Origin of the sequence: Arthrobacter sp. PvP023 (genome assembly GCF_017832975.1) — a bacterium.
Taxonomy (GTDB): domain Bacteria; phylum Actinomycetota; class Actinomycetes; order Actinomycetales; family Micrococcaceae; genus Arthrobacter.
In genome coordinates this window covers 2,927,108-2,952,036 of sequence record NZ_JAFIBI010000001.1, presented here as the reverse complement: position 1 = coordinate 2,952,036, position 24,929 = coordinate 2,927,108, and the positions used below count along the sequence as shown (strand labels likewise).

Here is a 24,929-nt window from a genome sequence, read left to right as displayed (position 1 = left end):
TAGGAATCAGCGGCCGGCCCCACCGCTCCAGGTTGTTCCGAGTTCCGAGACCAGGCCCACGAGGTTGGTTTCGGGTATGCCGAGTTCGATATGCCGACCCTCCGAGTTTTCAATCCAGCGGAGGATCCGTTCGAGGTCTTCCGCGAACCAGTCCCGGCGTTCACCGACGGACCACACTCCGGTTTTGTTGATCCAGCCGCCAAGGTTGGTTGAGGACGCGACGTCGGGACTGCACGTGACAACACGGTGGGCCACCTCCGGCGCTGCCCGTTTCAGGTCGGACAGGAACCGTCCCAGGGCGGCTTGGGTGGAAATTCTGTCGCCGTAGCCCCATGGCAGGGAAGCCGGATCTGGACGGACGAGGCCAGTGCGGGTTGCCGGCGCTTGAGCCGGAGGGATGTCCGGGCGCAGGCCCGTTCTTCCACGGTGCCCGGTGGAATTTGCGCCAGGGATTACCAAGGTCCATTCCGGAGGTCTCCGCGAGTGTTTCCATCTGATCTTTGGTCAGGAGCGCTGAGTGGTTGTTGGGGTGTCCTTCGGTGGCAAGGCCGCGGCCCTTGATCGTGTAGGCAAAGATGACGGTAGGCCGGGTGGATCGACCTGGTTGTATGAGACAGCTGAGGCTCAGGGTGAGGAGACTCCTGCACGAAATGAGCGGTCCGGGATCGAAGAATGCACACTTTGGAACACTTATCCGCTTCCTTGCGCGACCATCAACCGTAGGATTTTGAAAGCGGCCGGGGCGCTTTCGACCGGGCAACTCTTGGTGGAAGGTTTCGGCCGTTTGTGACGCCATGGCGCGGCGCCGCGATTCCTAGAGACCATTCCCTGCCGCCACTTGGTGGTTCCTTCCAGGGATACCGGCCGTGAAATCGAACTGCCTATGAGCACTACTAGAACAGGAACGACCCCATGATCACCGCCATCATCACGCCTACTTATCACGTCACGGCCGACCAGCCCCAGTTGATCGCCGAACGCCTTGACGCCGCGGAGAAATCGGCTCAGGAACGGGCTCTGAGGGAGGGACGTCACGGAATTCTTGTGACGCGCTATGGGCCGACCTCGTTCGCAGTAACTCTGAGCACAGACGTTCCCTACGGCATCACTCTGGAACGCGATCTCTCGCCTAGGACCGATCCAGTGCCGGGAAAAACGATGTGCGGCCAGCCCGATCCCGGGCATTCCCTGCCGCGTTATGGCGTGCGGTAGGCGGACATCTAGCGATGCTTACCTAATTCCGAATCGAGCACGGAAGAAGACTCGCATGTCACCAGACGCGATACACCAACGCGGTGCCCCACGACTGTTGCGGCAGCATAACGCGCTCTTGGAATCATCACTTTCTCGGCGCCCGGAGTTCACATCTCCGGCGTGGACTGACAACGGCCAACCTTGGACAACCCCTGACGGTCGACGGTTGCTGGCCGTTCTATCCCTCGAGTTGGTATCGGTGTTGTCATTACTCCTTCCTTTGCTATCTGGTCTTGAGCCGTGGAACGGCCTCGAGGTCCCCACCAGAGTGTCGGCCCTCGCCTCGATCCTGCTCCTTCCGGCCGTCCTTCATGCCGCTTGGCGCCTTATTCGGCAACAGCGCCGCGACCGGTTGGAGGCGTCAATTACAGCCAGCCTTATGGAACCAGTACTGAGCACGACCCGTGAATGGCTGTGGGCCGTGGGAGCAGACGGTAGGTTCACCTTCTCAAGCCGGGCGAGTCGGGAACTACTTGGTTTTGAGCCCTCCGAGTTGGTGGGACGCCCGTGCAGTCTCGTCATCGACCTCGCTGACCTCAAGACCGCGCGGAAACCAGATGCACGCGCGGGCCGGGAAGGACTTTTGCTTGCGGCCCGCCACCGCGGTGGTCGGAGCCTGAGCATCGAGGTCTTCTGCCGGCGCCGATTCGACAGGGAGGGCCGAGGATCAGGATTTGAGGGAATCGCGCGACCGCTGGATGTCTCCATGGCAGAGAGCCCTGCAGATCTGGAAATCCAGGCGCGCCTCGATCGCCTGTTCGCCACTCGGACACTGATCACGGCGTTTCAGCCCATCTGTAATTTGGGAACCGGCGAGGTTGTCGGCGCCGAAGCGCTCACTCGCTTCGTCAGCTCTCCGTTCAGGTCGCCCGATCAGTGGTTCGTCGAAGCGGATTCAATCGGACGTGGCCGCGAACTCGAATTCCTTGCCCTGGAAACGGCGATGCAGGCCGCAGCGGATCTTCCCGGCCACATTTATGCCGCCGTCAATCTCTCCCCGTCGGCATGCCTTGACCCGAGGCTGAGCGACATCGTGAGGAATTCCGGTCTGAACCCCGGGCGGATCGTCGTAGAGTTGACCGAGCGCTCAGCCGTGGCTGACTATGCACGTCTCGCGGCAGCATTGGCCCCTCTCAGAAGCGCTGGCGTGCGCGTAGCTATCGACGACGTCGGAGCCGGGTTCTCATCCATGCGCCACATCCTTAGGCTCAGCCCGGAAGTGATCAAACTTGACCGGACTATCGTTGCGGGAATCGACAGCGACCCCAACCAGAGAGCCCTGTGCGTGGCGATGGTCAGCTTCGCGTCACAAATCGGGGCAAGCCTGGTCGCCGAGGGAATCCAAACCAATGCAGAACTAACCGCCGTTGCCGAGATGGGCGTGAACATCGGGCAAGGCTACCTCTTGGGTAGACCATCCGTGCTTCCGTCGGACTGGTCCCGTTGGAGGCAGCGGAACCGGTCGTCAGCGAAGGGAGATGCGGATAGCCTTGACACCTAAGGGCCAATCCGCCGGAGCCGGCCGGGCTCCCATCAATGGCAGCGGATACATCGTCCTTCGACGCGGCCCCGCCTCGTCGTCGTAGCGTCCGGCCTCGGACCACAAATAGCCCTCGAGGCTCCGCACGGATCCATGGAAGCTCTTTCGCTGGGTAGGAGAATCACCCGGGAGACCCTCCGGGTCAAAGAAAAGAAGGAGCGGACCCGCGTCGTACCCTCTTTGGGGCACATTTGGTCCCGGGTCCAGAAATCCATGACAGCGTCGGCACCTTCGAAGCGGACGAGTCGTGTGGGACCCATCAGATATCGAGGCAGGCGGGGAGTCCGGCGAAAGCGTGGAACGGACTATATGCCAGGCGGGATTCTGTCCGGCCGATTCACAGCCCGGTCAATTTTCTTAGTTCGGCGGCTCGAGTCCGCAGGAGTTCCGGTTTCTCCTGCGCGTCCACAAGCGAGAGCCCTGTTAGTTCCCTGACGGCACGCCGCATGGCTTGCAGGCTTGTGAACCCGCTGGCACCCGCTATGTCCGTCAGAGAGCGTTTCCACGAGGTTGCTTCGGCGAGGAGTTCAAGGGCTTCCAAGGTCCGCAGAGCGCGGATGTGTCCGCTGACCTGGAGCCCTTCGTCTTCGAAGAGGTAGTAGAGGGCACGGCGTGAAAGAAATGAGTAGGCCACGACCTCGTCAACTGTGAGGGCAGGGTTTCTGAAGTTCCTGCGCACGAATTTCTTGATCGCTGCGATGCGGGCCAGTTTTATTTCGCCGGGATCGGCCGTGGTTTCGAGCAAAGAGCTGACCAAGGCCGTCATCATCGACCGGACGACCGGTTGAAGACGCGGCATCTCCTGGGCTATGACCGACTGCTGCCAGCCGGACAAGGCTGGAAGAATCAGCCCACGCATAATGGGGTTTTCTCTGATGTCGGCCAATCCCTGCAGCCGTTTTACGGATCTGTCGTCCAAGCCGAGCAGCCTCCGGTCGAAATGGACCCGCACAGCGCTTAAGCCGGCGGGCGCATGGAAGTTTCCCGGCAAAGAAAGATCAAAGAACCTGACTGTTCCGGGAGAGACGGCCTCGGAGCGTCCTGAGAAGCTGAACTTGTCACATGAAGTCCTGAAATACACGAGCCAGTCGCTGGGATTCGTGTCCCCGTTCCAGTAGCAACTGGCGGGTTCATTCGTGACGTCAACAAGACTGAAGCCCGGGCTCTCGAGGCTCAGGGCGGTTGGATTGAAGCCGGATCGCACTAACTTGTCGGTTTTTTCCAACCGAACCGGAGCGTCAATCGCGCTGCCGTACCAGCTCCGCCAATGTTCGAATTTTTCGTCGGGGTTCAGCCCGGCCGGAACACTATAGCGTCTGATCTGATCGTGCGGTGACCTGTCCGGATCGCCGGCGACGTCGTCGTCGCGAAATACTTCATCCATGGGCTTGGGACCTTCCAGCTGAACCGAGATCCAATGAGCCCAGTGTGCAGCAGCAAGTGATCGTGTTGTATGGGTTGTCGATCGCCAGTAGATTCTACCCGCGGCCGGTCAGCTGGCGTGCCGATGACGGTCGGTCGACTTGGGCGGTGCTGGCCAAGAGATCCGCTGTTCGCTGAGGTTGGGTGGAGCTGACAGCAATTGGTCCACTGGATCCACCGCCAGTCCGGCGTCCAGGGCTCGAAGTGCAATCCCGGTGGCGGGAGACCCGGTCCTTGAACTCGCCAACACCAGCTTCTCCGTCACAGCGGGGGCGCCGCTTTCGTATACTGCCTCCCTAAGGCCGGCCAGCAAAAAGTCGGCGGCACCCGGCCACCGGGTTCTGACAGTGACGAACTCAGGTCGAAGGAGGTGGATGCTCCCTAACAGGGTTTCTCCTATGTACCGACCTGCCTGTTGCAGAGCACTGACTGCAGCCGCATCGCTCCGCCGGACAGCATCGCTGATCGCGTCCGGTTCGTCTCTAAAGTCTGACGAGAGGCCCGCAATTATTGCCTCTTCCCCTGCGATACCCTGCAGGCAATTCATGATGCCGCAAGCACAGGCCCGCATCGACGTGCCCTTCACCGGCGTGTGCCCGAACGCCCCCTTGGAAGTCCTAAGAACCCCCAGCGTCCTACCGTGAACCAGCACGGCACAGTCAATGGTCTTTCCCACGTCCAGGAAGAACATGTTCTGCAGACGAGGGGTTCGCGACAGGGCCTCCGCCGTTGCCATGGCCCCCAGCGCGGAGTCGACGACGACCGGGCGGCCAGCAAAATATTCAGGCCATTCCAGATCCGGCGCACCTTCATCCAGAACAACGCCCGTTGCTACGAGCTGGACAGGAAGGTGGCCCATGGAATTCAGGAGCGAATACGCCGAAGCCAGGCAGGAATCCAAGATAGCGGCAGACCCGCCACGTACGGTTGCCACCGGCTTCGTAGCAGATAACGGCTGTCCGGAAAGGTCGAATGCCTGTACCTTTGCCTCGCTGGCACCCAGCAGGACGCTCATAACCGCTCCGCCGTTCGGCATGAGTCGATACTGAGCGGATCGCCGGCCACCCGTCGAGGGCGCCTCGTTGGCGGGACCAATGAGTCCCCGCGACTCTAAGGTTCTCATCCTGTCTGTCGTTGCGGCCCGCGAAAGGCCAGTCAGTTCTGAAAGCCGGGCACGGGTCAACGGTGACGAGCCACGAAAATGCTGGAAGACCTCTCCCGCCGAAACGCGAGGGGGAACGGTCATAACTTCAGTCCTTGCTGCTGAAGGCGGCGTCGAAGCTGGTCTGGGAGGCGGGGAAGTCGAATTTCTTCAGGGCGGCGAGGGCTTCGGGGGCGCCGTGGAGGCGGTCCATGCCGGCGTCTTCCCATTCGACGGAGATGGGGCCGTTGTAGCCGATCGCGGTGAGGGCCCGGAAGGACGATTCCCAGGGCACGTCCCCGCGGCCTGCGGAGACGAAGTCCCAGCCGCGGCGCGGGTCGCCCCAGGGCAGGTGGGAGCCCATGACGGTGTTCCGGCCGGTGGGGCGGAGCTTGGTGTCCTTGCAGTCCACGTGGTAGATCCGGTCCTTGAAGTCCCAGATGAAGGAGACGGGATCGATGCCCTGCCACATGAAGTGGGACGGATCCCAGTTCAGCCCGAACGCGGGCCGGTGGCCGATCGCTTCGAGGGCGCGGACGGTGGTCCAGTAGTCGTAGGCGATCTCGGAGGGGTGGACTTCGTGGGCGAAGCGGACGCCGCATTCGTCGAAGACGTCCAGGATGGGGTTCCACCTGTCCGCGAAGTCCTGGTAGCCGGCCTCGATGACCTTTTCGGGGACCGGCGGGAACATCGCGACGTACTGCCAGATGGAGGAGCCGGTGAATCCGACGACCGTGTCCACACCGAGGGCTTTGGCGAGCCGGGCGGTGTGTTTCATTTCTTCGGCGGCGCGGGTGCGGACGCCTTCGGGGTCGCCGTCGCCCCAGACCTTGGATCCGACGATCGCTTCGTGGCGGAAGTCGATGGGGTCATCGCAAACGGCCTGGCCCTTGAGGTGGTTGGAGATGGCCCAGACCTTCAGGTTGTACTTCTCCAGGACGGCGAGCTTGGACTCGACGTAGCCGGGTTCGTCCCAGCGCCAGGCGTCGAGGTGGTCCCCGGAGACGGCGATTTCGAGGCCGTCGTAGCCCCAGCCGGAGGCCAGGCGGGCGACTTCCTCGAAGGGGAGGTCGGCCCACTGGCCGGTGAACAGGGTGTACGGGCGGGGCATGTCAGTCCTTTAGGTGAGTTGGAATGTTAGGTGAGAGGCGTTAGCGGAGTCACGGCGAAAGGAACAGCTAACAGCGGTTCCGCTCCTGTCAAGAATTCCTTTACATGGACTTCTTCGTTGTGAGCTTCGAGATCCTCGTTACGAGCCCAGCCTTCGAAGAGGATAAAGGTGCCGGGCCGCTGCCCGTCCGAGAATACGGTGTACTCCAGGCATCCTGGGTCGTTTCGGCTTAGCGTCTGGAGAGAGTGAAGGGCGTTTCGAAGGTCTACTTCGTGCCCCGCTTTGGCGACGAAAACCGGCATTAGCCAGACTCCTGCCGTCTCTTGGCGGGCCGGGAGGGAATTAAGCATCTGTCTTCCTTAGTGATGGTCGGTGAGTTTGGGAGGGACGGTTCTTGGCCGTCCCTCCCAAGAAGATCAATCGGTGATCAGTGGAACCGCGACCCATGACTCTTTTTGAGCGGATTCGACGATGGCGTCGTCGATGAGCGCGGTCTGGTAGCCGTCGGCGAAATTGGGGCTTACTGATCCGCCTTCTGCGATGGCCTTGAAGAAGTCGTACGCTTCGATGATCTTCGTTTCCCCATAGCCGATGCCTAGAGCTGGAATGGGCCAGAGGCCTTCTCCGTATGGGTGAGCCGGCCCCGTGTACACGGTCCGGAATCCCCGCCGGTCGGCCTGGTCCGAAGCGAAGCACACCTGCAGCTCGTCGCGTCGTTCGTAGTTGAAGACGATGCTGCCTTCCGTTCCATGGATTTCGAAGGTGATGTAGTTGTTCCTCCCATGCGCATTACGTGTCGCCTCGACGGATCCCACGGCTCCATTTGCGAAGCGGATCATCGTCATGACTTCGTCGTCGACGTCAACCTGGCCACGCGGGCCTTCACCGCCGCGAACGGTGCCAAGTGCATCGGCACCGCCTGTTTGGAGGGGGCGCTCCGGGATCCAGGTCGACAGGACGGCATTGACGGCGCTGAACTCTCCGACAAGATACCTGGCCATGTCAATGACGTGTGTTGCGATGTCGCCAAGGGCGCCGGAACCGGCGACCGACTTCTGGAAACGCCAGGACAAGGGGGAGTTGGGGTCGGCGCTCCAGTCCTGCAGGTAGGTTCCGCGGAAGCTGAGGATGCGGCCTATGGATCCTTCCTCAATGTATTTCTTCGCCAGCGCGACTGCGGGGGTCCGCCGGTAGTTGAATGCGACCATGTGGACGATATTGGCGTCTTTGACCGCATCGTACATAGCCTTGGCTTCTTCGCCTGTGCGTGCAAGCGGCTTTTCGCAGATGATGTGCTTGCCTGCTTCGGCGGCGGCTATGGCGATTTCGGCGTGGAGGTGGTTGGGCGTGGCGATGTCTACGACGTCGATGTCCGGATCGTCGATGATGCTGCGCCAGTCCGAAGTGGAGTTCTCGAAGCCGAAGCGGCGGGCCGCTTCAGCAGCCAGTTCCGTGTTGGCTTCAGCGATGACTTTGCGGACCGGGAGCGCCGGTGCTGGCCAAAAGAACATGGGCATGGCGGCGTAAGCGAGGGAGTGGGCCTTGCCCATGAAGCCGCCTCCGATGAGGCCGACGTTGAGGTTTTGCATCTGGATCTTGTTCCTTCCGGAAGAAAGCGGGAGGTGCCGATTGTGGCTTTCCCTTGCGGTCAAAGTGGTGGATGGTTAGAGGAGCTTCTCGAGGTACTTCATACTCAGTTCGGCAGCTTCCCGGGGGTCCCCGTCGTAGTTGTCGAGTTCGACCATGAGCCAGCTGTCGTATCCGCTCTCTCGGATTGCGGCGAGGATGTCCGGGAAGTCGAGTTCGCCCTGGCCCAGGGGGAGGAAAGTAAACGGGTCTTGCCGGAAGTCCTTGAGGTGGACATGTCGGATTCTGTCGGGGTACTTCCGGATGACCGCGGCCGGGTCCGCTCCGCCGGCCGCGAGATGGGCGGTGTCCGGGCAGAAGCCGATTCGGGTCAGCGGCATCAGCTTGTCCAGCTCGTCCGGGCTTTCGACGATCGTGGTCAGGTGCGGGTGGTAGCTTGCTGACAGCCCGAAACTTTCCGCGATGTCCGTCACACTGTCCAGCGCCCGGCCGAGGCGGTGGTAGTCCTCGTCTGTGGTACCTGCTGCGCGCCGTGCTCCACCTCCGACTACCAGTCGGTCAGCTCCGAAGTTCGCTGCTAGTTCGGCAGAGCGGTGGATTCTGTGCAGTTCATCGGGAAGGATGTCGGCATAGATGAAATTGGCGCCGGTATACACGCTAGTCAGGGAGACCCCGGAGCTGTTCAGGAGCTCTTTAAGCACCTCGGGCTTGTCTGCGTATTCCGCAAGGTTGCCGTCGAACATCTCGACGCCTTCGTATCCGACGGATGCGATGTCGTGGATGGCGTCCTTCATGGATCCGTGGGTTAGGTAGAAGAGGTCTTTGACGCTTGTCACGCCTCCGGGATGGCCGACAACGCCGCCCCAAGTGATGGAACAGTAACCAAGTTTCATTGCTTTTGCCTTTCAACTTCCGAAGGAAGGTTGGAAATATTAGAGGGGGATGTAGGTCCGGGGACGTTGACCCACACCTGCCGGGCGGCGGAGGTAACCAGTGCCTCAGTGAGGCGGGCTGCCCGGAGTCCGTCCCGAAAGGTGGGCAGCCCTTCGGGTTCTTGACCCTGGACGGCCGCGTATGCGTCCGCGACAAAGGCATTGAAGCTGTCCTGGTATCCCTGCGGATGACCCGGGGGGAGCCTGTTGTAGCGGCGTCCGCCAGAGGTGGTGAGGGTTTGCGGTCCGACGGCGATTTGGGCACTGGAGTCCGTGCGGCCGATGTGAAGTGTGTCCGGCCGCTCCTGGTTGAAGCTGAACGAAGCTTCGGTCCCGTCGAACGAGAACCACAGGCGGTTTTTTCGGCCCGGGCTCACCTGGCTGACTACCAGGGAGCCTGTGGCTCCGTGGTCGGTCTCGAATAGGAGCGCGGCCCCGTCCTCGGTAGCCACGGAGGACAACTGTCCTCCGGTTTCGCGTTGGTCGTAAGCCCGGCTGGTCTTGGCCACTAGTCTGGTGATTCTGTGCCCTGTGGTGAATTCCATCAGGTCGCACCAGTGCACGCCGATGTCACCGAATGCCCTGGAGGCTCCTCCGAGCGTCGAATCGACCCGCCAGTTTGTGGCGTCTGCGCCGGCCAGCCAATCCTGAAGGTACGAGCCGTGGAGCAGCCAAAGCTGGCCGGCGTCACCGCGGAGGATACGATCGCGTGCTTCGCGAACGGCCGGATAGAACCGGTAGACGAAGGGCACAGCCGTGACGACGCTTGCCCTGTCCGCGAGGTCGGTCAGTTCGAGGGCGTCCTCAACACTGGTCGCGAGGGGCTTCTCACAAACCACGGCTTTCCCGGCTGCGATGGCCTTGCGTGCGAGGTCGGCGTGAGTGGTGTTGGGGGTGCAGATGTGTACGACATCCACGTCGTCTCTTGCGATCAGCGCCTCGGGGGACTCTGCCGCGGTTCGGGCGCCGAGTCCGGCTGCGGCTGCCTCAGCGGCAGCCGGACTGCGCCCGGCGACTGCACTGACTTCGCCCCCCGCTGCGCGCACTGCGTGCGCGTGGACGGAGCCCATGAATCCTGTACCGATAATTCCGGCTCGTAGTTTTAAGGTCACGGGTGCTATTTCTTCCGGGCGAGGGCGACGGCCAGGATGATGATGGCGCCGCGGACCACCTGTTGCTGGCTGCTGTCGAGGCCGGCCAGGATCAGTCCGTTGTTGATCAAGCCAATCAGGAGGGCGCCGAAGAGCGTTCCCATGATGGAGCCAAATCCGCCGAACAGGCTTGTCCCGCCGAGGATGACGGCGGCGATGGCGGAGAGTTCATCGCCCGATCCCCACTGGAAGCGGCCGGACTGGAGGCGGCCGGCGTACAGCATGCCGGCAACGCTCGCGACCATGCCGGAGATGAGGAGCACCTGGAATTTGATTCGTTTGGTGTTGATGCCCGTGAATTCCGCGGCGTTGCGGTTACCGCCGGTAGCTAGGACCTGTCGGCCGAACTTGGTGCGGTTCAATACGACGGCGCCGATGGCAACGAAGATAGCGCTCCAGACAACCAGGCCCGGTACGGGGCCGAAGTCTCCGGATCCGAACAGCATGTTGAAGGTGTCATTCAGGATCGGCTGGGGGGCTGAGGCCGTGATCCACTGGGCGACTCCGACGGCGATACCCAGCATGCCGAGCGTCACCAGGAAGGAGGGGATGCCAAGGAGACTGACCAGTGCGCCATTTATTGACCCGACCACGAGGCCGACGGCAAGGCCGGCGAGGATTCCGGGGATCAGGCCCCACTGGGACAACGCCATGGCCGTGCAGACGCTGGACAACCCGGCCACCGATCCGACGCTTAGGTCGATTTCTGCACAAGAGATGACGTATGTCATACCTACGGCGATGACGGTGATTGTGGCAGTTTGCCGGAAAATGTTCAGCAGGTTGTTCGGCGACAGGAAGCCCTGATCGCGGAGCAGAATGGCGAAGAAGAGGAAGACGACGACAAAGCCGATGTAGATGACGTAACGTCGCCAGTCGAGTTCTTTCAGGATGGTGCCGAAATTGCGTGGTGCCGCGGTGTCCCGGGGCGCGATGGTGTTTGCCTTGCTCACTGTTCAGACTCCCTGGACTGCAAGTTGGAGATATTCCTCGTCAGCGATCTCGCTGCGGGGGATGTCGCGGATAATGGAGCCGTCCTTAAGGACGAGGACGCGGTCGCTGACCGCGAGTAGTTCGGGGTACTCGGAAGAGATGACGATGACGGCTTTGCCGGCGCTTGCCAACTCGCGGATCATGTCCAAAATTTCGCTTTTGGTGCCGATGTCAACGCCGGCCGTTGGCTCGTCCAGAATCAGGATGTCCGGATCAGTGCCCAGCCACTTGGCGATGACCACTTTCTGCTGGTTGCCGCCCGAGAGCAGCCGCACCGGTCGGTGGGGGTGAGCGACTTTTACTGCGAACCTCTTGATCAGCGAAGAGGACAACTCCTTGCCCCTGGCACCGTCAAGAAAGGGTCCTCGCTGGATCTGGCCAAGCAGCGGCAGCAGCAGGTTGTCTTGGACTGAGTGCTCCAAGACGAGACCTTGGGCCCTGCGGTCCTCCGGGATGAGGGCGACACCCGCAGTGATGGCCTGCTGCGGCGAGGTCAGATTGATTCGCTCCCCCCGGATGAAGATCTCACCGCTGTCCCGCCGGTCGATGCCGAAGAGTGCGCGGGCCAGTTCTGTGCGACCGCTACCCATAAGACCGGCCAGGCCCAGAATCTCACCGGGTCGAAGCGAGAAGGAGATGTCCCTTACCCGCGGCCCGGCGTTCAGCCCCCGGACCTCCAGCAGCGGGGCGCTGTCATGAGCCACCTGGTCCCGCTCGCGGTAGGCAAGTTGGCCCTCGATCTTCTTGCCGACGATGCCTTCCACGATCTGTTCGGGTGTCACGCCGGTCAGCGGCTCGGTGAGGAGTCGACGACCGTCGCGCAGGATGGTGATCCGGTCAGCCAGACGGTATACCTCGTCCATGCGGTGGGAGATGTAGATGATGGAGATGCCGCGCTGCTTGAGACGGTCTATCAGTTCGAAGAGCGCTTCGGACTCGTGCCGGGCAAGGCTGGCGGTGGGTTCGTCCATGATGAGCACCTGGGCGTTTTGCGAGAGTGCCTTGGCGATCTCGGTCAACTGCCAGTAGGCCGTGCCGAGCCGGGAGACTTCGGCACGGGGGTCGACCTTTACCTCCATCTCGGCGAAGATCTCCTTGGCCCGCCGCTCCGAGGCGCGGTCGTCGATGAGTCCGCCCGCCCCGAGCGGCTCAGCAGCAAGGAAGATGTTCTGAGCGACAGTCAGGCTCGGTACGAGGCTGAATTCCTGGAAAACCATCCCGATGCCGGCGGACTTCGCGTCCTGGATCGAGTTGATGGCGACCGGTTTGCCTCCAATGAGGATCTCGCCGGCGTCTGCTTGATAGACGCCTTGGAGGATTTTCATAAGGGTGGACTTCCCGGCCCCGTTGCCTCCTGCGAGGGCGTGGACCTCGCCCTTCCGGACGTCGAAGCTGACATCCTTCAGGACTGAAACCCCGTTGAAGCCCTTGGAAATCGAGCGCATCTCGACGACATTGTCTGCGGTGTTCATTGTTGCCCTTTCGGGACAGTGGGGGAGGGTGGGTGCCCCGCCCTCGGGTCTGGCTACTTTTTGTAGGACTCTTGAATGTCCTTGGGAGCGTCCTCGTGGTAAACCTGCTTCCAGGCTTCGAGGACGTTGGAATGGTCAACGGGGAGTGCACTCAGCGCCACATATGCCGGCGCTTTTTTCCCGATGAGCGCTCCTGCGGCCAGCCGGGCCTCCGTAACGCCTTGGTCGAACGGAACCTGGGCCCCGAGGCCGACGATGAGTTGGTCTTTGGCCAAGGCGATGGCGACGTTCTTGCCAAGGTCCTCAGTGGCGATCTTCAAATCCTGTCGGCCTGCAGCACGGGCTGCGGCCATGACACCTTCTGCGGGGACGTCCCAGACCGCCCAGATGCCCGACAGGTCGGCGTATTTGCTCAGCATGGCGTTCGCAGCGGCCTGGGCGTCTCCTGCGAAGTCCGGCCCGGCGATGCCCTTTTCCTCGACGATCTTGATGTCGGGGTACTCCTTGGTGATCGTTTCCTTGAATCCCTGATAGCGCTGCTTGGTCACGAAGAAGTCGGCTTGGTGGAAGACGAGTCCGATCTTTCCCTTGCCACCGATGGCCTTGGCCATTTGGTGGGCGGAAACGACGCCGTTGCCGTAATTGTCGGCGGAGACGACAGAGACGTAGTCCTTGCCGGCAGTCAGCCCCTGGGGAATGTTGTCCATGAAGACGAGCTTGGTTCCGGCGGCCGCGACTTTCTTGTAGGCGGAGGCCGTTGCCACGGGGTCCGTGGGGATGGAGACGATGACGTCCGGGTTCTGCGTCATGACAGTCTCGATGTCCGAAACCTGCTTGTCCGGCTTGAAGTTCGCATCGGTTGTGGCGATGACCTTGATACCGAGCTTTTCGAATTCGCTCTTAAGCCCGTTGGTTTGGGCGGTTGCCCAGTCGTTGCCGCCGTAGTGCATCACGATTGCGGCCTTGGCGTTGAGTGCCTTGACCTTCTCGATCTCGTCGGGCGTCAGATCCGCAACGGATGACGGGGAGGGCGTCTCGCCGTTGGGCCCCTTGCTCAGGACCTGTCCCTTGATCTTGTCAAGGGCCTGCTGGGCTTTCTCGGACACCCCTGCATCGGGAGCGTTTGAGGTGCCCGTTGTCGAACTGCTGCAGGAAGCGACGGAAAGGGACAGGGCTGCGGCCAAGGCCACAATGGGAAGCCTGCGGATCATCATTGTTCTCCAGTGCTTGTGAGTGTATGGATAGGTGGGATGGTGGTGTTGGGTCAGGCCAGGGCTATGGCGAGGGCCGGGGGAACCGGCGAGAGGACGAGCCCGCCGGCGGCGGCGGCCGTGCGGATAGCAGCGGCCTTGTCTGACGACGTCAGGACCGCCTCTGCCCGCACTTTGTCGACGAAGAGGCCCAGGGAACACGGTCCGTGATGGGCTTGAACCCACCGGACCGCTTCGCCTGCCGCTTTGGTCATTTCAGCGCCGGCTGTCTCGGTGACCGAGCCGTCAATGGTTGACAGTGACGTCGGCGCGCCTGATTGGTCGACGGAGACCACCAGGCTCGCCCAAAGGAGGTTGTCATCGAAGATGCCGACGACGCCCGAGGAGCCTGCGGAGACGAAGGTGCGGACAGCGGCTGCGAGATCATCACGTGCTGCGTCCGTCAGGAGCACTTCCAAATTGGCCCACTGGGCAGGGTCAATATTTCGTAGCCCAACGCTGGGATCGAGTAAAAGTGCATCGACGATGGTGTTGCTCATACCGTTCCCTCTTCGTTGAAGTCTGACTCCGTCAACGTTTACGCCGATACCGTAAACGTTTACGCTCCAAATCGTAAACGTTTACGGACGTGTGTGTCAACCATCACGCTCCGGGCCGGTTTGAGTTTCGGGAAGCCCGCGGCGACGTAAGATTAAGACGCACGCAACGACCGCGGACTCGGCCCGGCCAGTGCAGGACAGGAGAGCACGTGAGAGGAACAGCGATCCCCCGCGAGGCGAATGAGCGACTTCCGGACACTTCCTTGCGGCGGAAGCCGACTATCAACGATGTGGCACAAATCGCTGGCGTCTCATTCGGGACTGTTTCGCGAGTCCTCAACAACGCGCCGGACGTCAGTGCTTCAACTCGCGAACGAGTTCTGCAGATCGTTAAAGACATCGGGTACCGGCGGAATCGGGCCGCGACCGCGCTGGTCACCAGCCGGTCAACTTCCATCGGCATACTCTCGGACGGCTCGCCACGATTCGGCCCTGTCGGGACGCTCATGGCCCTTGAGAACATTGCGCGTAAGAAGGGCTACGCCACAACCGTTATCAGTGTCGAAAAACCCTATGAAGAGTCTGTGCAAGCCGCCCTCGACACCCTGGACGATACCGGCGTCGGGGGGATCATAGTCATCGCACCTCTCGTCGACATGGCAGCAGCTGTCTGGAACGCCTCATGCCGTGTACCAGTGGAGATGATTGCGGCCGGAGCATCATCAACTCCAAACGTCTTCACATACTCAGAAAACCAGGAGCTCGGAGCGAGGCTGGCCACCCAGCACCTCATAGACCTGGGCCACACCGACATCGCCCACTTCGCCGGCTCCATGGACTGGTTCGACGGACGCGTACGCAAGCGCGGCTGGGAGGCCGCGCTCCGTGATGCCGGACTTGCACCAGGACTGTGCATCGAGGGCGACTGGAGCCCCAAATGGGCCTACGAGACGGGCCTCCAGCTCGTCCGGGAGGGAAGGATCCCTCAGGCGATCTTCGCAGCCAGCGACCATACCGCCCTTGGGCTTATTCGCGCTCTCGCCGAAAACGGCATCCGCGTCCCGGACGACGTCAGTGTCGTCGGATTCGACGACATCGAAGGGTCAGACTATTTCCTGCCGCCCCTGACCACCGTGCGCCAGGACTTTACCGCGCTGGCACTTATGAGCACGGAGGTGCTCCTCGGCGCCATGGAGGGCCGGGACGTCGACCGTACGCCAATCACGCCGACGCTTGTAGTGCGCAGCAGCGCCACTCGTGCCACCCCCAAAGCACCTCACCAAAACACACCTGGAACGCCTCCAAACAAAACGTGAGCGGCAGCATGCATCCGGTTAGTCCCGTCTGACGACCGTTCGCGTTGTCGGAGTATGTGCTGCGTCCTTCGGTCGTATGGTTGATGAAATGCCTCGCACAGCAAGAGAACGCATTGATGGCGGCCGGAATTCTTCCACCGTATACGGTTCGCTTCTGGACAAGATATCTGCGCTGGCGGGGGTGTGAGCTGTAGGAGAACGTGTCGTCGTTCCACGCAGTCCACGGGCGTGCGTTTCTTGGTATCCATCCGCGTCGTGGTGCGATTCTGGTCAGCACTGTCCTGACTAGGGAACTCGAATAGGCACGGATTCACAGAGCCGAGCCTGCGTCGGCCTACTGGTGGCACAATGAATTCACCGTGAAGGACCCCTCACGGATCGACGCCTAACGGCTTGCCTGGATCCGCGAAAGATACGCCCACACCGCCTGAGGCGGCCACGTTCCCCATGTCGCTCGGGTTGCTGCCGGAGCGAGCCTCGCCTCCCGTATTTGGGCGCAACCCCTCCTTCCGGCAGCTCCCCTAGAGGGCTTGAATTAGCGGTAACTCAACAATGCTACGGCTAAATTGAGTACCAGACAATGAGTAAAATCCCTTTGCTTGCGCTTATCTTGATCCCTAGCCAGCGAGATTCGAAGTCCTTAACATATTTCTTGAAAGCTCTTGATAGTGCGCTAACTCACGGTGTAACTTAGCTCACGAAGCCCCAAACTGGGGCACTCACGAACACAAGGAAGTGTTGTTCATGCAAAGAACCAAAACTGGAACCCGTCGGAGCAGTAGGCTGGCCGCGGCGGCCCTTTGCGCTTCAATCCTGACTGTCGCAACGCTCGGACTCGCTGGCTGCAAGAGTGGGGCGGCTGCCGCCGCCGATGAGGAGGCGAAGGCAACAGGCAAGGGACTGGTCATCGGCTGGAGCCAGCGAGGCATCAGCGGCAGTGACTGGTGGAAGACCCTTGTCGAGGGCGGTCAGGCCGAGGCAAGCAAGGTCGGGGCGCGACTCGAGTTGCTTGATGCTAATGGTGACACCGTCCGGCAGAACGCTGACGTGCAGACCCTCATCACCAAGGGCGTGGACGTCGTCGTCATGAACCCGAACGACCCGATCGGCGTCGGCCCCTCAGTTCAAGCGCTTAAGGATGCAGGCATACCTGTCGTCACCGTCAACTCAAGTCTGGATAAGTCGCTGGTCCCAGACATGTTCTGCTACGTTGCGGAGGACCAGGAACATACCGGTTCACTCGCCGGGGAAGTCGCTGCCCAGAAGGCGCTCGAGAAGTACGGTGACAACGGCCAGATCAAGCTTGTCGGTATCGGAGGCTTCCCGGGTGACGTGCTGAGCGACCTGCGGTTTAACGGCTTTATGGCTGGCTGGAACCGCGTGATGGAAAAGCACCCGGGCGTCACCACGGTGAAGCTCGAAACGAAGTACGGGGAGTGGAAGCCGGACAAGGCGCTCGCCCCGATACGGGACGTTGCCACCGCCAACCCGGACCTCAAGGTCATTTACAGCATGAGCGACGTCATGCACGGCGGCATTGTCCAGGGGCTTCAGCAGGCCGGGCTCTGGGGCGACGGGATCATCATGGCCAGCTACGACGGCGGCATGGGAGCCATTAAGGAAATGGTGGACGACCCCAAGGGTCCGTTGCAGGCCGACGCGTCCAACCAGCCGTGGGACCAGGGAGTTGCCGCCGTACGGATGGCACTTGCCGCCTTCAATGGCGACCAGTCCCAGTGCCCGGACAAGACGAACTACATCGACACGACGGTGATCACGCCCGTCGAGGCGCCAGAGTACTACGTCCCCTCGGACACCTACGTCCGCGCAAAAAACTGAGCTCCCTGACCGGCGCCGCCCCGCGGCCGGCCGATCCATCCAGAGCCCTATATAAGGAGCATGATGCTCGCCCATAACCCGGTCTCGCCTTCCACCGCAGCGGCGGAGACGGCACGAGACACCCACGACGGCGCTTCGGAGCTGCGGCTCGATGGCGTCACCAAGTCCTATCCTGGCGTCCAGGCGCTGAAGGGAGTCAGCTTCAGCGTCGCCCGTGGATCCATTCATGCACTTGCCGGGCAGAACGGCGCAGGCAAGTCGACACTCGTCAAGATTCTCTCCGGAGCGGAGTCCCCGGACAGCGGAAGCATACGCCTTGGCGGCGAGTTTCAGCGCTTCCGTGATCCGATGGACGCCCAGCGCGCCGGGATCCACACCATTTACCAGGAACTCTCGCTCGTGCCGTCCCTTTCGGTGGCGGAGAATATCTTCCTTGGCCAGCTGCCTCGACGGGCGGGGGCCTCCGTCGACTGGCAGCGCATGCAGGCCGAAGCCCGGACCGCGCTGGACCGCGTAGGTTTCCATCTCGATGTCCGCCGCCCCGTGGGAAGTTACTCCACAGCGGAACAACAGGCCGTGGAGTTGGCCAAGGCCCTGCACAAGGACGCCCGGGTCCTGCTCCTGGATGAACCCACCTCCACCTTGCCCTTGCCCGATGTCGAGCGGCTGTTCACCGTCCTCCGCTCCCTTTCGGAACAAGGCGTGACGCTGCTATACATTTCGCACCGCATGGATGAGCTGTTTTCGCTCTGTGACGCCGTCACCGTGCTGCGCGATGGCGTGAACGCCGCCGACCTGATAACGGCAAGTTCCAAGCCCGCCGACGTCGTCACGGCAATGGTCGGCAAGAGCCTTGAAGGCTCCATTGCCGATGCGGCCCTCCGCGGGGAACGCTCGCCCAGCCTGGGGGCCGGTCCCCGGGAGAATGTCATTCTCTCTGCCCGCGACCTCTCCGAGCAGGGGCATGTGGACAGGGTGTCGTTCGAGCTGCGTGAAGGCGAAGTGCTCGGCATCTCCGGGCTCATCGGCAGCGGCCAGTCAGAACTGGCCGGCCTCATCGCCGGTGCGAGAAGGCGGACCTCCGGCGAGATCCGCGTCGATGGGAAAGCGGTGGACTTCCGTGCCCCCCGCGACGCGATCCGCCGGGGGATCGGACTGCTGCCGCAGGACCGCAAGGCAGCGGGCTTCATCCCGGACATGGGTGTTGCAGGCAACATCACGCTCGCCAGCCTGCCGCAATTCAGCAGGCTGAGCGTGATCCAGTCCCGGCGGGAGCGCAGTGTGGCCGGGGAGATGGTGGCCCGGCTCGGCATGAAGGTGTCCGGGGTGCACCAACCGCTCAAAACGCTGAGCGGGGGAACGCAGCAGAAGGCCATCCTGGCCCGCTGGCTTGTCCGCCAGTCGCGCATCCTCGTGTGCGACGAACCAACCCGCGGCGTGGACGTCGGGGCGAAGGAGGACATGTACGAGCTCATCCGCGAGTTCGCCCAGGCGGGAGGAACCGTCGTGGTGGCGAGCTCGGAGATTACGGAGGCGATGATGTGCGATCGCGTCCTCGTGATGGCGCGCGGCAAAGTCGTCGCCGAACTCGATCACGACGACATCGACCCCTCCGGCAACGCCATTCTCGAGCGCTTCGCCTGACGGCCCCCCTCAATCAGTTTCTATTCAGGAGTACAACCATGTCCCGGACCTTGTCGTCCCTGCCGCCAAAGAGCGGCGCGCCCTCCCCATCGCCCTCAGCAAGTATCAGCTCCCGACTGCGGGGCAGCGCCCTCCGCGCCCTGCCAAAGAGCTACCTTATCCTCGTGCTTCTCGCGATCATCGCGGTGGGCTACTACGTCTCCGACGACTTCTTGACGTTCCGCAATGCCGAGAACGTGATCACGGCCGCCTCGATCGTCGTCGTGCTGGCGATCGGCCAATATTTTGTCATCCTGACGGGCGGAATTGACCTCTCCGTAGGCTCGATCCTCGCCATGTCCACGGTAATCACGGCACTGACCTTGCAGGCCGGGATGCCCGCCGGCGCGTCCGTTGTGTTCGTGCTTGCCTGCTGCGCTGCAGCCGGACTGATCAACGGCATCCTCGTCGTTTGGTTGAACATCCCCCCGTTCATCGCCACGCTCGCCATGATGAGCGCCGTCAAGGGCTTCAGCTACATCATCCAGTCAACAAGCCTGATCGAGATCCGCGACCAGTGGATCATTGAGACCTTCTCCCGCGGCAGCTTCCTCGGGATCCGCCACCCCGTCCTGATCTTCATTATCGTGGCCGTGGCCGCGGCGCTCGTGGCCAAATACACTACGTTCGGCCGCTCGCTCTACGCTATTGGCGGCAACCCTGAAGCCTCGCGGCTTTCGGGCCTGCCGGTCGCACGGAACCTGATCATCACCTACACCATCTCCGGGGTGCTCGCCGGCCTGGCAGGCCTCATCGCCGCCTCCCAGCTGAGGCAGGGAAGCTCGCTCATCGGTGTAGGTTACGAGCTCGACGCCATCGCAGCCGTCGTCGTGGGCGGCGCCTCCCTCATGGGCGGAAAGGGTGATCCCCTGAACGCGGTGATCGGGGTGTTCATCCTGACCACCATCATCAACATCATGAACCTCGTCGGGATCTCCTCCGAGCCGCAGCTGGTCATCAAGGGCGCAGTCATCATCCTCGCCGTCTTCCTCTCCAGCGCAGGCGGCGTCCAGAGGATCTCCGGATTCTTCTCGAAACATTTCCCGCGCACCCGCGCCGTCTGACCGCCTACCCCCGTCTTCCCATTCAGCTCCAGAAAGCAGGAACCATGTCCATTCGCCCCTTTGGCCGCACCAGCCTGACCGTCTCCGATATATGTGTCGGTACCAGTGCGCTCGGCAGCTTTCCCGCCCAATACGGTTACGAGGTCGATGAAGACACCGCCGTCGCTACTATTCAGCGTGTCTTCGACGGGCCCTTTACCTTCATTGATACGTCGAATGAGTACGGCGGGGGTGCAAGTGAAGAGCGGATTGGCCGGGCCATCGCCGAGCGCGGCGGCATCCCCGAGGGTTACGTCGTCGCCACGAAAGTCGACCCGCTTCCCGGCAGCGCCGACTTCTCCGGGGACCGTGTCCGCCGTTCAATCGAGGAGAGCCTCGAGCGCCTCGGCCTCGATAGACTCCAGCTCGTCTACCTGCACGACCCCGAGAAGATCTCCTTCGAGGAGGGGGTGGCCAAGGGCGGACCGCTGGAAGCCCTCATCGATCTCCGGGACCAGGGTGTTATCCAGTACCTGGGCGTAGCCGGGGGCCCGATCGACCTGGAGCTGCAGTACCTGGCCACGGACGCATTCGACGCCGTCATCAGTCACAACCGCTACACCCTCGTTGAACAGACCGCCGAGCCGCTCCTGGAAGACGCGGCCCGCCGCGGAGTCGCCTTCGTCAACGCCGCCCCGTTCGGCGGCGGGATGCTCGTCAAGGGACCGAGGGCCGTCCCGCGGTACTGCTACGCGCCCGTGGACCAGGCGACGATCGACAGGGTCCTGCGCATGGAAGAACTGTGCGGGCAGCACGGCGTCCCGCTGGCAGCAGCTGCCCTGCAATTCTCGGTCCGTGATGAGCGCGTGGCGTCGACCATCGTCGGAATGTCCCAGCCGGGCCGGGTCGAGGAGACCCTCGGCCTGCTCAACCACGACATCCCCCAGGAACTCTGGGACCAGCTCCTGCCCCTTGCACGCGAGGGACGCAACGGCATCGAAGCCGTGACGGTCTAACTACCGGGGCGGGTAGCAGGAATTTACGAAAGGAAACGAAGCAATGACCAGGAAGAAGCAGCCTGAGCCGGTAGATGTCGTCATCGTCGGTGCGGGCGCCGGCGGGGCAACCGCGGCAAAGGTGCTGTCGGAGGCCGGCCTGAAGGTGGTAGGCCTCGAGCGTGGGCCCTGGCTAAAGCCCGAGCACGCCTCGGGGGACGAACTCAAGTTCCTCAACCGGAATTTCATCTGGCAGGACCCGAAGATCAAACCGCGGACCTACCGCCCAAACGACAAGGTAGAGGCGGAAATCACCAACTTTTCCGCCACGCCGCAGGTCGTCGGCGGCGGCACCACCCACTGGGGTGGCATGGTTCCGCGTATGGCGGAGAGCGATTTCAAGCTGCGCAGCCTGCACGGCGATGTTCCGGGCGCAAGCCTGGTTGACTGGCCCATCTCCTATGACGAACTGGAGCCGTACTACACACGCGTTGAGTGGGAGTTCGGCACGTCGGGCCTTGCCGGAGCGAACAAGTGGGAAGCGTGGCGCAGCCGCGGCTACCCCACCAAGCCATCACCGCTGAGCCAGATTGGACGGACCTTCGCCACCGCGATGTCAAAGCTCGGGCATGGCACGTTCCCCATGCCGCAGGGCATGGTCACCGAACCCTATCGGGGACGTCAGCCATTCAGTGAGAACGGCTTCTGGCAGCAGTACCCGGACCCGGGAACAGGCAAGTCATCCACGCTGATCAGCTTCATTCCGGACGCGGTTGCGACCGGGCGCTACGACCTCCGCTCCGATTCCTACGTGAGCGAGATACTCGTAGGCAAGGACGGCCGCGCCACCGGTGTCCGTTACCAGGACGAGGACGGCGACGAGTTCGTCCAGCACGCGAAAGCCGTGATCGTCTGTGGCGGCGGCATCGAAACCCCACGCCTGCTGCTCATGTCGAAGTCAGGGCTCTTCCCGGACGGACTCGGCAACGGCAGCGGCATGGTCGGTAAGAACGCCACCTTCCATCAGTACTCATTCTCGGTCGGCTTGTTCGACCGCGAGGTCAGCGACCCGCTTTACGGGTGGGCGGGCCACTACATGAGCCTGTGTTCGTTCGACTTCTACGAGACGGACGAGAGCCGGGGCCACATCCTGGGATCACTGATTTTCCCGTCAATGATCGGCCACCCGGTGAACTGGAGCTTCCCCGGCCGGCCTACGTGGGGCCAGGCGGCCAAGGACGCCGACCGCGATTTTTTCAACCACAGCATGAAAATCGGTGTCCTCCTGCACGACCTGCCGGTGGAGGACAACCGTGTCGACCTTGACCCGAACGTCAAAGACGCATGGGGTCTTCCGGTGGCCCGTATTACCCACACGCCCCACTCCAACGACTTTGCCCAGGAACGCTGGCAGGTTGCCAAGAACGGGGAAATCCTCGAGGCTGCCGGGGCGAAGAAGGTCATTCCGGTCAATATGGAACGGATCACGGGCAACACCTCGCATGAACTGGGCACCGCCCGGATGGGCAATGATCCGGCGACGTCCGTCGTGGACCGCTGGTGCCGCTCGCATGAAGTACCAAACCTCTACGTTTTCGACGCGAGTTTCTTCCCGACGGCGACCGGCATCAACCCGGCCCTGACGATCATGGCCAACGCCTGGAGGTGCTCTGACCATATCCTCCAGGTGGACCGCCACGGCTGGTCCGACAACTGATTCGCACTTCATACAGGACACGAAAGGACAGATGCCATATGGGACAGGCGGAATGGGCTACGGTACCCATCTCAACACGGGACGTGGACGGGCCGGTCTTCTTTACCGAGCACGAGTGGAACACGATCGAAGCGGCGTCGGCCCGGATTATCCCCGCCGACCACCACCCGGGTGCGCGCGAGGCCAGGGTGGTCCGCTTCATTGACCGGATGCTCGCCGGAACGCAGTTCATCTTTCCGGCAGCGGACGGCAACGGGTTCCTCCGGATGGAGGGCCTCGAGGAGGCCGCATGGCAGGAGCGAATCAAGCAGCGCCGGGAGTTTTACCGCGAGGGCGTTGTGGAGTTGGACCGGCTGGCGAAAGAGCGTGCAGACGCCGAGTTCATCGAACTGACGGAAGCGGACCAGGACGCGGTGCTCGAGACGCTGTCGGGCTTGGCCAAGCCCAACGCTTTTTCACTGGAGCATACCGAGGTTGGCCTTGGGGGCGCGCCGGCAGGAAACCAACCGGTCAACGAGGACTTTCTGGAGTTCTTCCCGCTTCTGGTGCTTAACACCCGTCAGGGGTTTTACGGCGACCCGGTGTACGGAGGGAACGAGAACCGCGTCGGTTGGGGTGTCATCGGCTTCGATGGACCTCCGTCGCTGGCCTCAACCATGGACGGCACCTACACCACCCGCAAGTACATGGTGGAGGGAGCCGAGTGGCCATACGACCAGCATCCTGAGGTCCTGCGGTACCGGCGCCCGTGACAGTTGGCGCGCCGACCGGAGCCACGTTCCGTGGCTGCCCGGGGGTATCCGGGGATAATGTAGATGTGTCCACGACCCCCGCTCCCTCAAACGCCCGAAACTCCAATGGGCGCGGGGAGCGGCTGGCCTCCAGGTCAAAGGCTCCCCGGATGTCCGACGTTGCCCGGCTCGCCGGGGTGTCCCAGCAGACGGTGTCGCGGGTTGTCAGGGGAGCGACCAATGTCGATCCGGACATCCGTGAACGCGTCGAACACGCAATCGCCCAACTGCGGTACCGTCGAAATCCCGCGGCCGCGGCTCTCGCCAGCAACCGGACCATGACGATCGGTGTTGTCAGCTTCGAACTGTCTGTCCTGGGACCTACGGTAGCCCTGTACGGTATCTCCGAGGAAGCCCGGAAACATGGCTACGCGACGCGTTTAGTCACTCTGGCCAGTCTCGAACGCCGTGATATCCGGGCTGCCTTCGAATCCATCAATTCGGACACGGTTGACGGCGTGATCGTGCTCGCGCCCCTGCTGGATGCGATCACTGTGCTCGAGGACCTCGACATCGGTGTCCCCGTGGTGACGTTCCAGCAAGGATCGCACCCGAGCCCGACAAGCGTTTCCGTTGACGAAGTACGTGGTGCCCGGATGGTGGTGCGCCACTTGCTGGACCTCGGGCACGAAACAGTGTGGCACGTCCAAGGCCCGCCCGGATGGATGGCAACATCCGCCCGGGTCCAGGGATGGGCAGCGGAACTGGGGGCGTCTGGACGTTTCGTTCCGACGCCGATCGCAACGACCGACTGGTCAGCCGCCGAGGGATATCGCGTCGGCCGTGAGCTCGCCGCAAGGGAGGACGTCACAGCAGTCTTCGCCGCCAATGATCCCTTCGCGCTGGGAGTGATCAAGGCACTGGACGAGGCCGGGCGCGACGTCCCGGGAGATGTCAGCGTCGTGGGATTTGACGACGTCAAAGAAGCGCCCTTCTTTCGTCCGGCACTAACGACCGTAAGGCTTGATTTCGAAGCCATCGGCCACATTGCTGTGGGTCGCATTTTGGCCATGATAAAAGACGAGGCTGAGGGAGATATCCCTCTTTTGGAACCGCGTTTGGTACTCCGCGACACCACAGCGCCACCCCCAAGTCAGCGCTAAACCACTCCGCTGACTACCTACAGTCCTACTCGGGGCTGAACTCCTTGGCTGGGAACTGAAGAGGGCCCTAGCCGCTTCTTGAAAAGCTA

At 62.3% G+C, this 24,929-nt stretch carries 22 protein-coding genes and 1 pseudogene; 11 read left to right on the top strand and 12 right to left on the bottom strand.

The features are described from left to right. Positions 1-6: 6 nt before the first annotated feature. Positions 7-255, bottom strand: a complete 249-nt coding sequence (locus JOE31_RS21545) for a hypothetical protein (protein WP_245199183.1) — start codon at positions 253-255, stop codon at positions 7-9. 657 nt (positions 256-912) lie between these two features. Between JOE31_RS21545 and JOE31_RS13585 the strand changes: the two genes are divergently transcribed. The 3 genes and pseudogenes from JOE31_RS13585 (at position 913) to JOE31_RS13580 (ending at position 2,755) form a co-directional block, all read left to right on the top strand. Beyond that, entirely contained in the window at positions 913-1,212 is a 300-nt protein-coding gene (locus JOE31_RS13585) for a hypothetical protein (protein ID WP_209745441.1), read from the top strand. Beyond that, positions 1,199-1,936: pseudogene (locus tag JOE31_RS21835) on the top strand (PAS domain-containing protein); the annotation flags it as partial. The gene JOE31_RS13585 and the pseudogene JOE31_RS21835, both read left to right, overlap by 14 nt. A gap of 24 nt (positions 1,937-1,960) precedes the next feature. Next, complete coding sequence (locus JOE31_RS13580) at positions 1,961-2,755, top strand: EAL domain-containing protein (RefSeq protein ID WP_245199182.1); 795 nt, start codon at positions 1,961-1,963, stop codon at positions 2,753-2,755. A 376-nt stretch (positions 2,756-3,131) separates the two neighbouring features. On the opposite strand, the gene JOE31_RS13575 is transcribed toward JOE31_RS13580, so the two are convergent. From JOE31_RS13575 to JOE31_RS13525, 11 genes are all read right to left on the bottom strand, one after another. Beyond that, positions 3,132-4,178 carry a helix-turn-helix domain-containing protein gene (locus JOE31_RS13575; protein ID WP_209745435.1) on the bottom strand — a complete coding sequence of 349 codons (1,047 nt, stop codon included), beginning with the start codon at positions 4,176-4,178 and terminating at the stop codon, positions 3,132-3,134. 108 nt (positions 4,179-4,286) lie between these two features. After that, entirely contained in the window at positions 4,287-5,231 is a 945-nt protein-coding gene (locus JOE31_RS13570) for an ROK family protein (protein WP_209745433.1), read from the bottom strand. 235 nt (positions 5,232-5,466) lie between these two features. Next, positions 5,467-6,468, bottom strand: a complete 1,002-nt coding sequence (locus JOE31_RS13565; protein ID WP_209745430.1) for a sugar phosphate isomerase/epimerase — start codon at positions 6,466-6,468, stop codon at positions 5,467-5,469. Between the two features lie 26 nt (positions 6,469-6,494). Beyond that, a complete protein-coding gene (locus JOE31_RS13560; RefSeq protein WP_245199688.1) occupies positions 6,495-6,770 on the bottom strand; it encodes a putative quinol monooxygenase in 276 nt (91 codons plus the stop codon). A gap of 114 nt (positions 6,771-6,884) precedes the next feature. Continuing rightward, complete coding sequence (locus tag JOE31_RS13555; protein ID WP_209745424.1) at positions 6,885-8,057, bottom strand: Gfo/Idh/MocA family protein; 1,173 nt, start codon at positions 8,055-8,057, stop codon at positions 6,885-6,887. A gap of 75 nt (positions 8,058-8,132) precedes the next feature. Further along, complete coding sequence (locus JOE31_RS13550) at positions 8,133-8,948, bottom strand: sugar phosphate isomerase/epimerase (protein WP_011691760.1); 816 nt, start codon at positions 8,946-8,948, stop codon at positions 8,133-8,135. Beyond that, a complete protein-coding gene (locus tag JOE31_RS13545) occupies positions 8,945-10,099 on the bottom strand; it encodes a Gfo/Idh/MocA family protein (protein ID WP_209745421.1) in 1,155 nt (384 codons plus the stop codon). Before JOE31_RS13545 ends, JOE31_RS13550 begins: the two co-directional genes overlap by 4 nt. A gap of 5 nt (positions 10,100-10,104) precedes the next feature. Then, the gene (locus tag JOE31_RS13540; RefSeq protein WP_011691762.1) at positions 10,105-11,091 is read right to left on the bottom strand and encodes an ABC transporter permease; all 987 of its coding nucleotides are present in this window, start codon (positions 11,089-11,091) and stop codon (positions 10,105-10,107) included. 3 nt (positions 11,092-11,094) lie between these two features. Next, positions 11,095-12,603, bottom strand: coding sequence for a sugar ABC transporter ATP-binding protein (locus tag JOE31_RS13535; RefSeq protein WP_011691763.1), 1,509 nt, complete (start codon positions 12,601-12,603; stop codon positions 11,095-11,097). Between the two features lie 53 nt (positions 12,604-12,656). Continuing rightward, positions 12,657-13,817 carry a substrate-binding domain-containing protein gene (locus JOE31_RS13530; RefSeq protein WP_209745418.1) on the bottom strand — a complete coding sequence of 387 codons (1,161 nt, stop codon included), beginning with the start codon at positions 13,815-13,817 and terminating at the stop codon, positions 12,657-12,659. 50 nt (positions 13,818-13,867) lie between these two features. Then, complete coding sequence (locus JOE31_RS13525) at positions 13,868-14,353, bottom strand: hypothetical protein (RefSeq protein WP_209745415.1); 486 nt, start codon at positions 14,351-14,353, stop codon at positions 13,868-13,870. Between the two features lie 209 nt (positions 14,354-14,562). On the opposite strand from JOE31_RS13525, the gene JOE31_RS13520 reads away from it, so the two are divergent. The 8 genes from JOE31_RS13520 to JOE31_RS13485 all read left to right on the top strand — a co-directional run bounded on the left by JOE31_RS13520 (position 14,563) and on the right by JOE31_RS13485 (position 24,840). Continuing rightward, a complete protein-coding gene (locus JOE31_RS13520; RefSeq protein ID WP_209745412.1) occupies positions 14,563-15,669 on the top strand; it encodes a LacI family DNA-binding transcriptional regulator in 1,107 nt (368 codons plus the stop codon). Positions 15,670-16,413: 744 nt separating this feature from the next. Next, positions 16,414-17,508, top strand: coding sequence for a substrate-binding domain-containing protein (locus JOE31_RS13515; RefSeq protein WP_209745408.1), 1,095 nt, complete (start codon positions 16,414-16,416; stop codon positions 17,506-17,508). Between the two features lie 60 nt (positions 17,509-17,568). Further along, positions 17,569-19,152 (top strand): sugar ABC transporter ATP-binding protein, encoded by a 1,584-nt coding sequence (locus JOE31_RS13510; RefSeq protein ID WP_245199180.1) that lies wholly within the window; start codon positions 17,569-17,571, stop codon positions 19,150-19,152. A 38-nt stretch (positions 19,153-19,190) separates the two neighbouring features. Continuing rightward, positions 19,191-20,255 carry an ABC transporter permease gene (locus tag JOE31_RS13505; protein ID WP_209745405.1) on the top strand — a complete coding sequence of 355 codons (1,065 nt, stop codon included), beginning with the start codon at positions 19,191-19,193 and terminating at the stop codon, positions 20,253-20,255. 44 nt (positions 20,256-20,299) lie between these two features. After that, positions 20,300-21,250: an aldo/keto reductase gene (locus JOE31_RS13500; RefSeq protein WP_209745402.1), complete on the top strand. Its 951-nt coding sequence runs from the start codon at positions 20,300-20,302 to the stop codon at positions 21,248-21,250. Positions 21,251-21,293: 43 nt separating this feature from the next. Beyond that, the gene (locus JOE31_RS13495; RefSeq protein WP_209745400.1) at positions 21,294-22,946 is read left to right on the top strand and encodes a GMC family oxidoreductase; all 1,653 of its coding nucleotides are present in this window, start codon (positions 21,294-21,296) and stop codon (positions 22,944-22,946) included. 38 nt (positions 22,947-22,984) lie between these two features. Continuing rightward, on the top strand, positions 22,985-23,698 hold the full coding sequence (locus JOE31_RS13490; RefSeq protein ID WP_209745397.1) for a gluconate 2-dehydrogenase subunit 3 family protein: 714 nt from the start codon (positions 22,985-22,987) through the stop codon (positions 23,696-23,698). Positions 23,699-23,847: 149 nt separating this feature from the next. Next, a complete protein-coding gene (locus tag JOE31_RS13485) occupies positions 23,848-24,840 on the top strand; it encodes a LacI family DNA-binding transcriptional regulator (protein WP_209745394.1) in 993 nt (330 codons plus the stop codon). The last annotated feature ends 89 nt before the right edge of the window (positions 24,841-24,929 follow it).

Coding starts and splice junctions, on each gene's coding strand:
- JOE31_RS13560 (WP_245199688.1), bottom strand. CDS start 6,770: ATGCCGGTTTTCGTCGCCAAAGCGGGGCACGAAGTAGACCTTCGAAAC.
- JOE31_RS13535 (WP_011691763.1), bottom strand. CDS start 12,603: ATGAACACCGCAGACAATGTCGTCGAGATGCGCTCGATTTCCAAGGGC.
- JOE31_RS13580 (WP_245199182.1), top strand. CDS start 1,961: ATGGCAGAGAGCCCTGCAGATCTGGAAATCCAGGCGCGCCTCGATCGC.
- JOE31_RS13525 (WP_209745415.1), bottom strand. CDS start 14,353: ATGAGCAACACCATCGTCGATGCACTTTTACTCGATCCCAGCGTTGGG.
- JOE31_RS13515 (WP_209745408.1), top strand. CDS start 16,414: ATGCAAAGAACCAAAACTGGAACCCGTCGGAGCAGTAGGCTGGCCGCG.
- JOE31_RS13570 (WP_209745433.1), bottom strand. CDS start 5,231: ATGAGCGTCCTGCTGGGTGCCAGCGAGGCAAAGGTACAGGCATTCGAC.
- JOE31_RS13565 (WP_209745430.1), bottom strand. CDS start 6,468: ATGCCCCGCCCGTACACCCTGTTCACCGGCCAGTGGGCCGACCTCCCC.
- JOE31_RS13510 (WP_245199180.1), top strand. CDS start 17,569: ATGATGCTCGCCCATAACCCGGTCTCGCCTTCCACCGCAGCGGCGGAG.
- JOE31_RS13585 (WP_209745441.1), top strand. CDS start 913: ATGATCACCGCCATCATCACGCCTACTTATCACGTCACGGCCGACCAG.
- JOE31_RS13505 (WP_209745405.1), top strand. CDS start 19,191: ATGTCCCGGACCTTGTCGTCCCTGCCGCCAAAGAGCGGCGCGCCCTCC.
- JOE31_RS13555 (WP_209745424.1), bottom strand. CDS start 8,057: ATGCAAAACCTCAACGTCGGCCTCATCGGAGGCGGCTTCATGGGCAAG.
- JOE31_RS13485 (WP_209745394.1), top strand. CDS start 23,848: ATGTCCGACGTTGCCCGGCTCGCCGGGGTGTCCCAGCAGACGGTGTCG.
- JOE31_RS13575 (WP_209745435.1), bottom strand. CDS start 4,178: ATGGATGAAGTATTTCGCGACGACGACGTCGCCGGCGATCCGGACAGG.
- JOE31_RS13530 (WP_209745418.1), bottom strand. CDS start 13,817: ATGATGATCCGCAGGCTTCCCATTGTGGCCTTGGCCGCAGCCCTGTCC.
- JOE31_RS13495 (WP_209745400.1), top strand. CDS start 21,294: ATGACCAGGAAGAAGCAGCCTGAGCCGGTAGATGTCGTCATCGTCGGT.
- JOE31_RS13500 (WP_209745402.1), top strand. CDS start 20,300: ATGTCCATTCGCCCCTTTGGCCGCACCAGCCTGACCGTCTCCGATATA.
- JOE31_RS13550 (WP_011691760.1), bottom strand. CDS start 8,948: ATGAAACTTGGTTACTGTTCCATCACTTGGGGCGGCGTTGTCGGCCAT.
- JOE31_RS13490 (WP_209745397.1), top strand. CDS start 22,985: ATGGGACAGGCGGAATGGGCTACGGTACCCATCTCAACACGGGACGTG.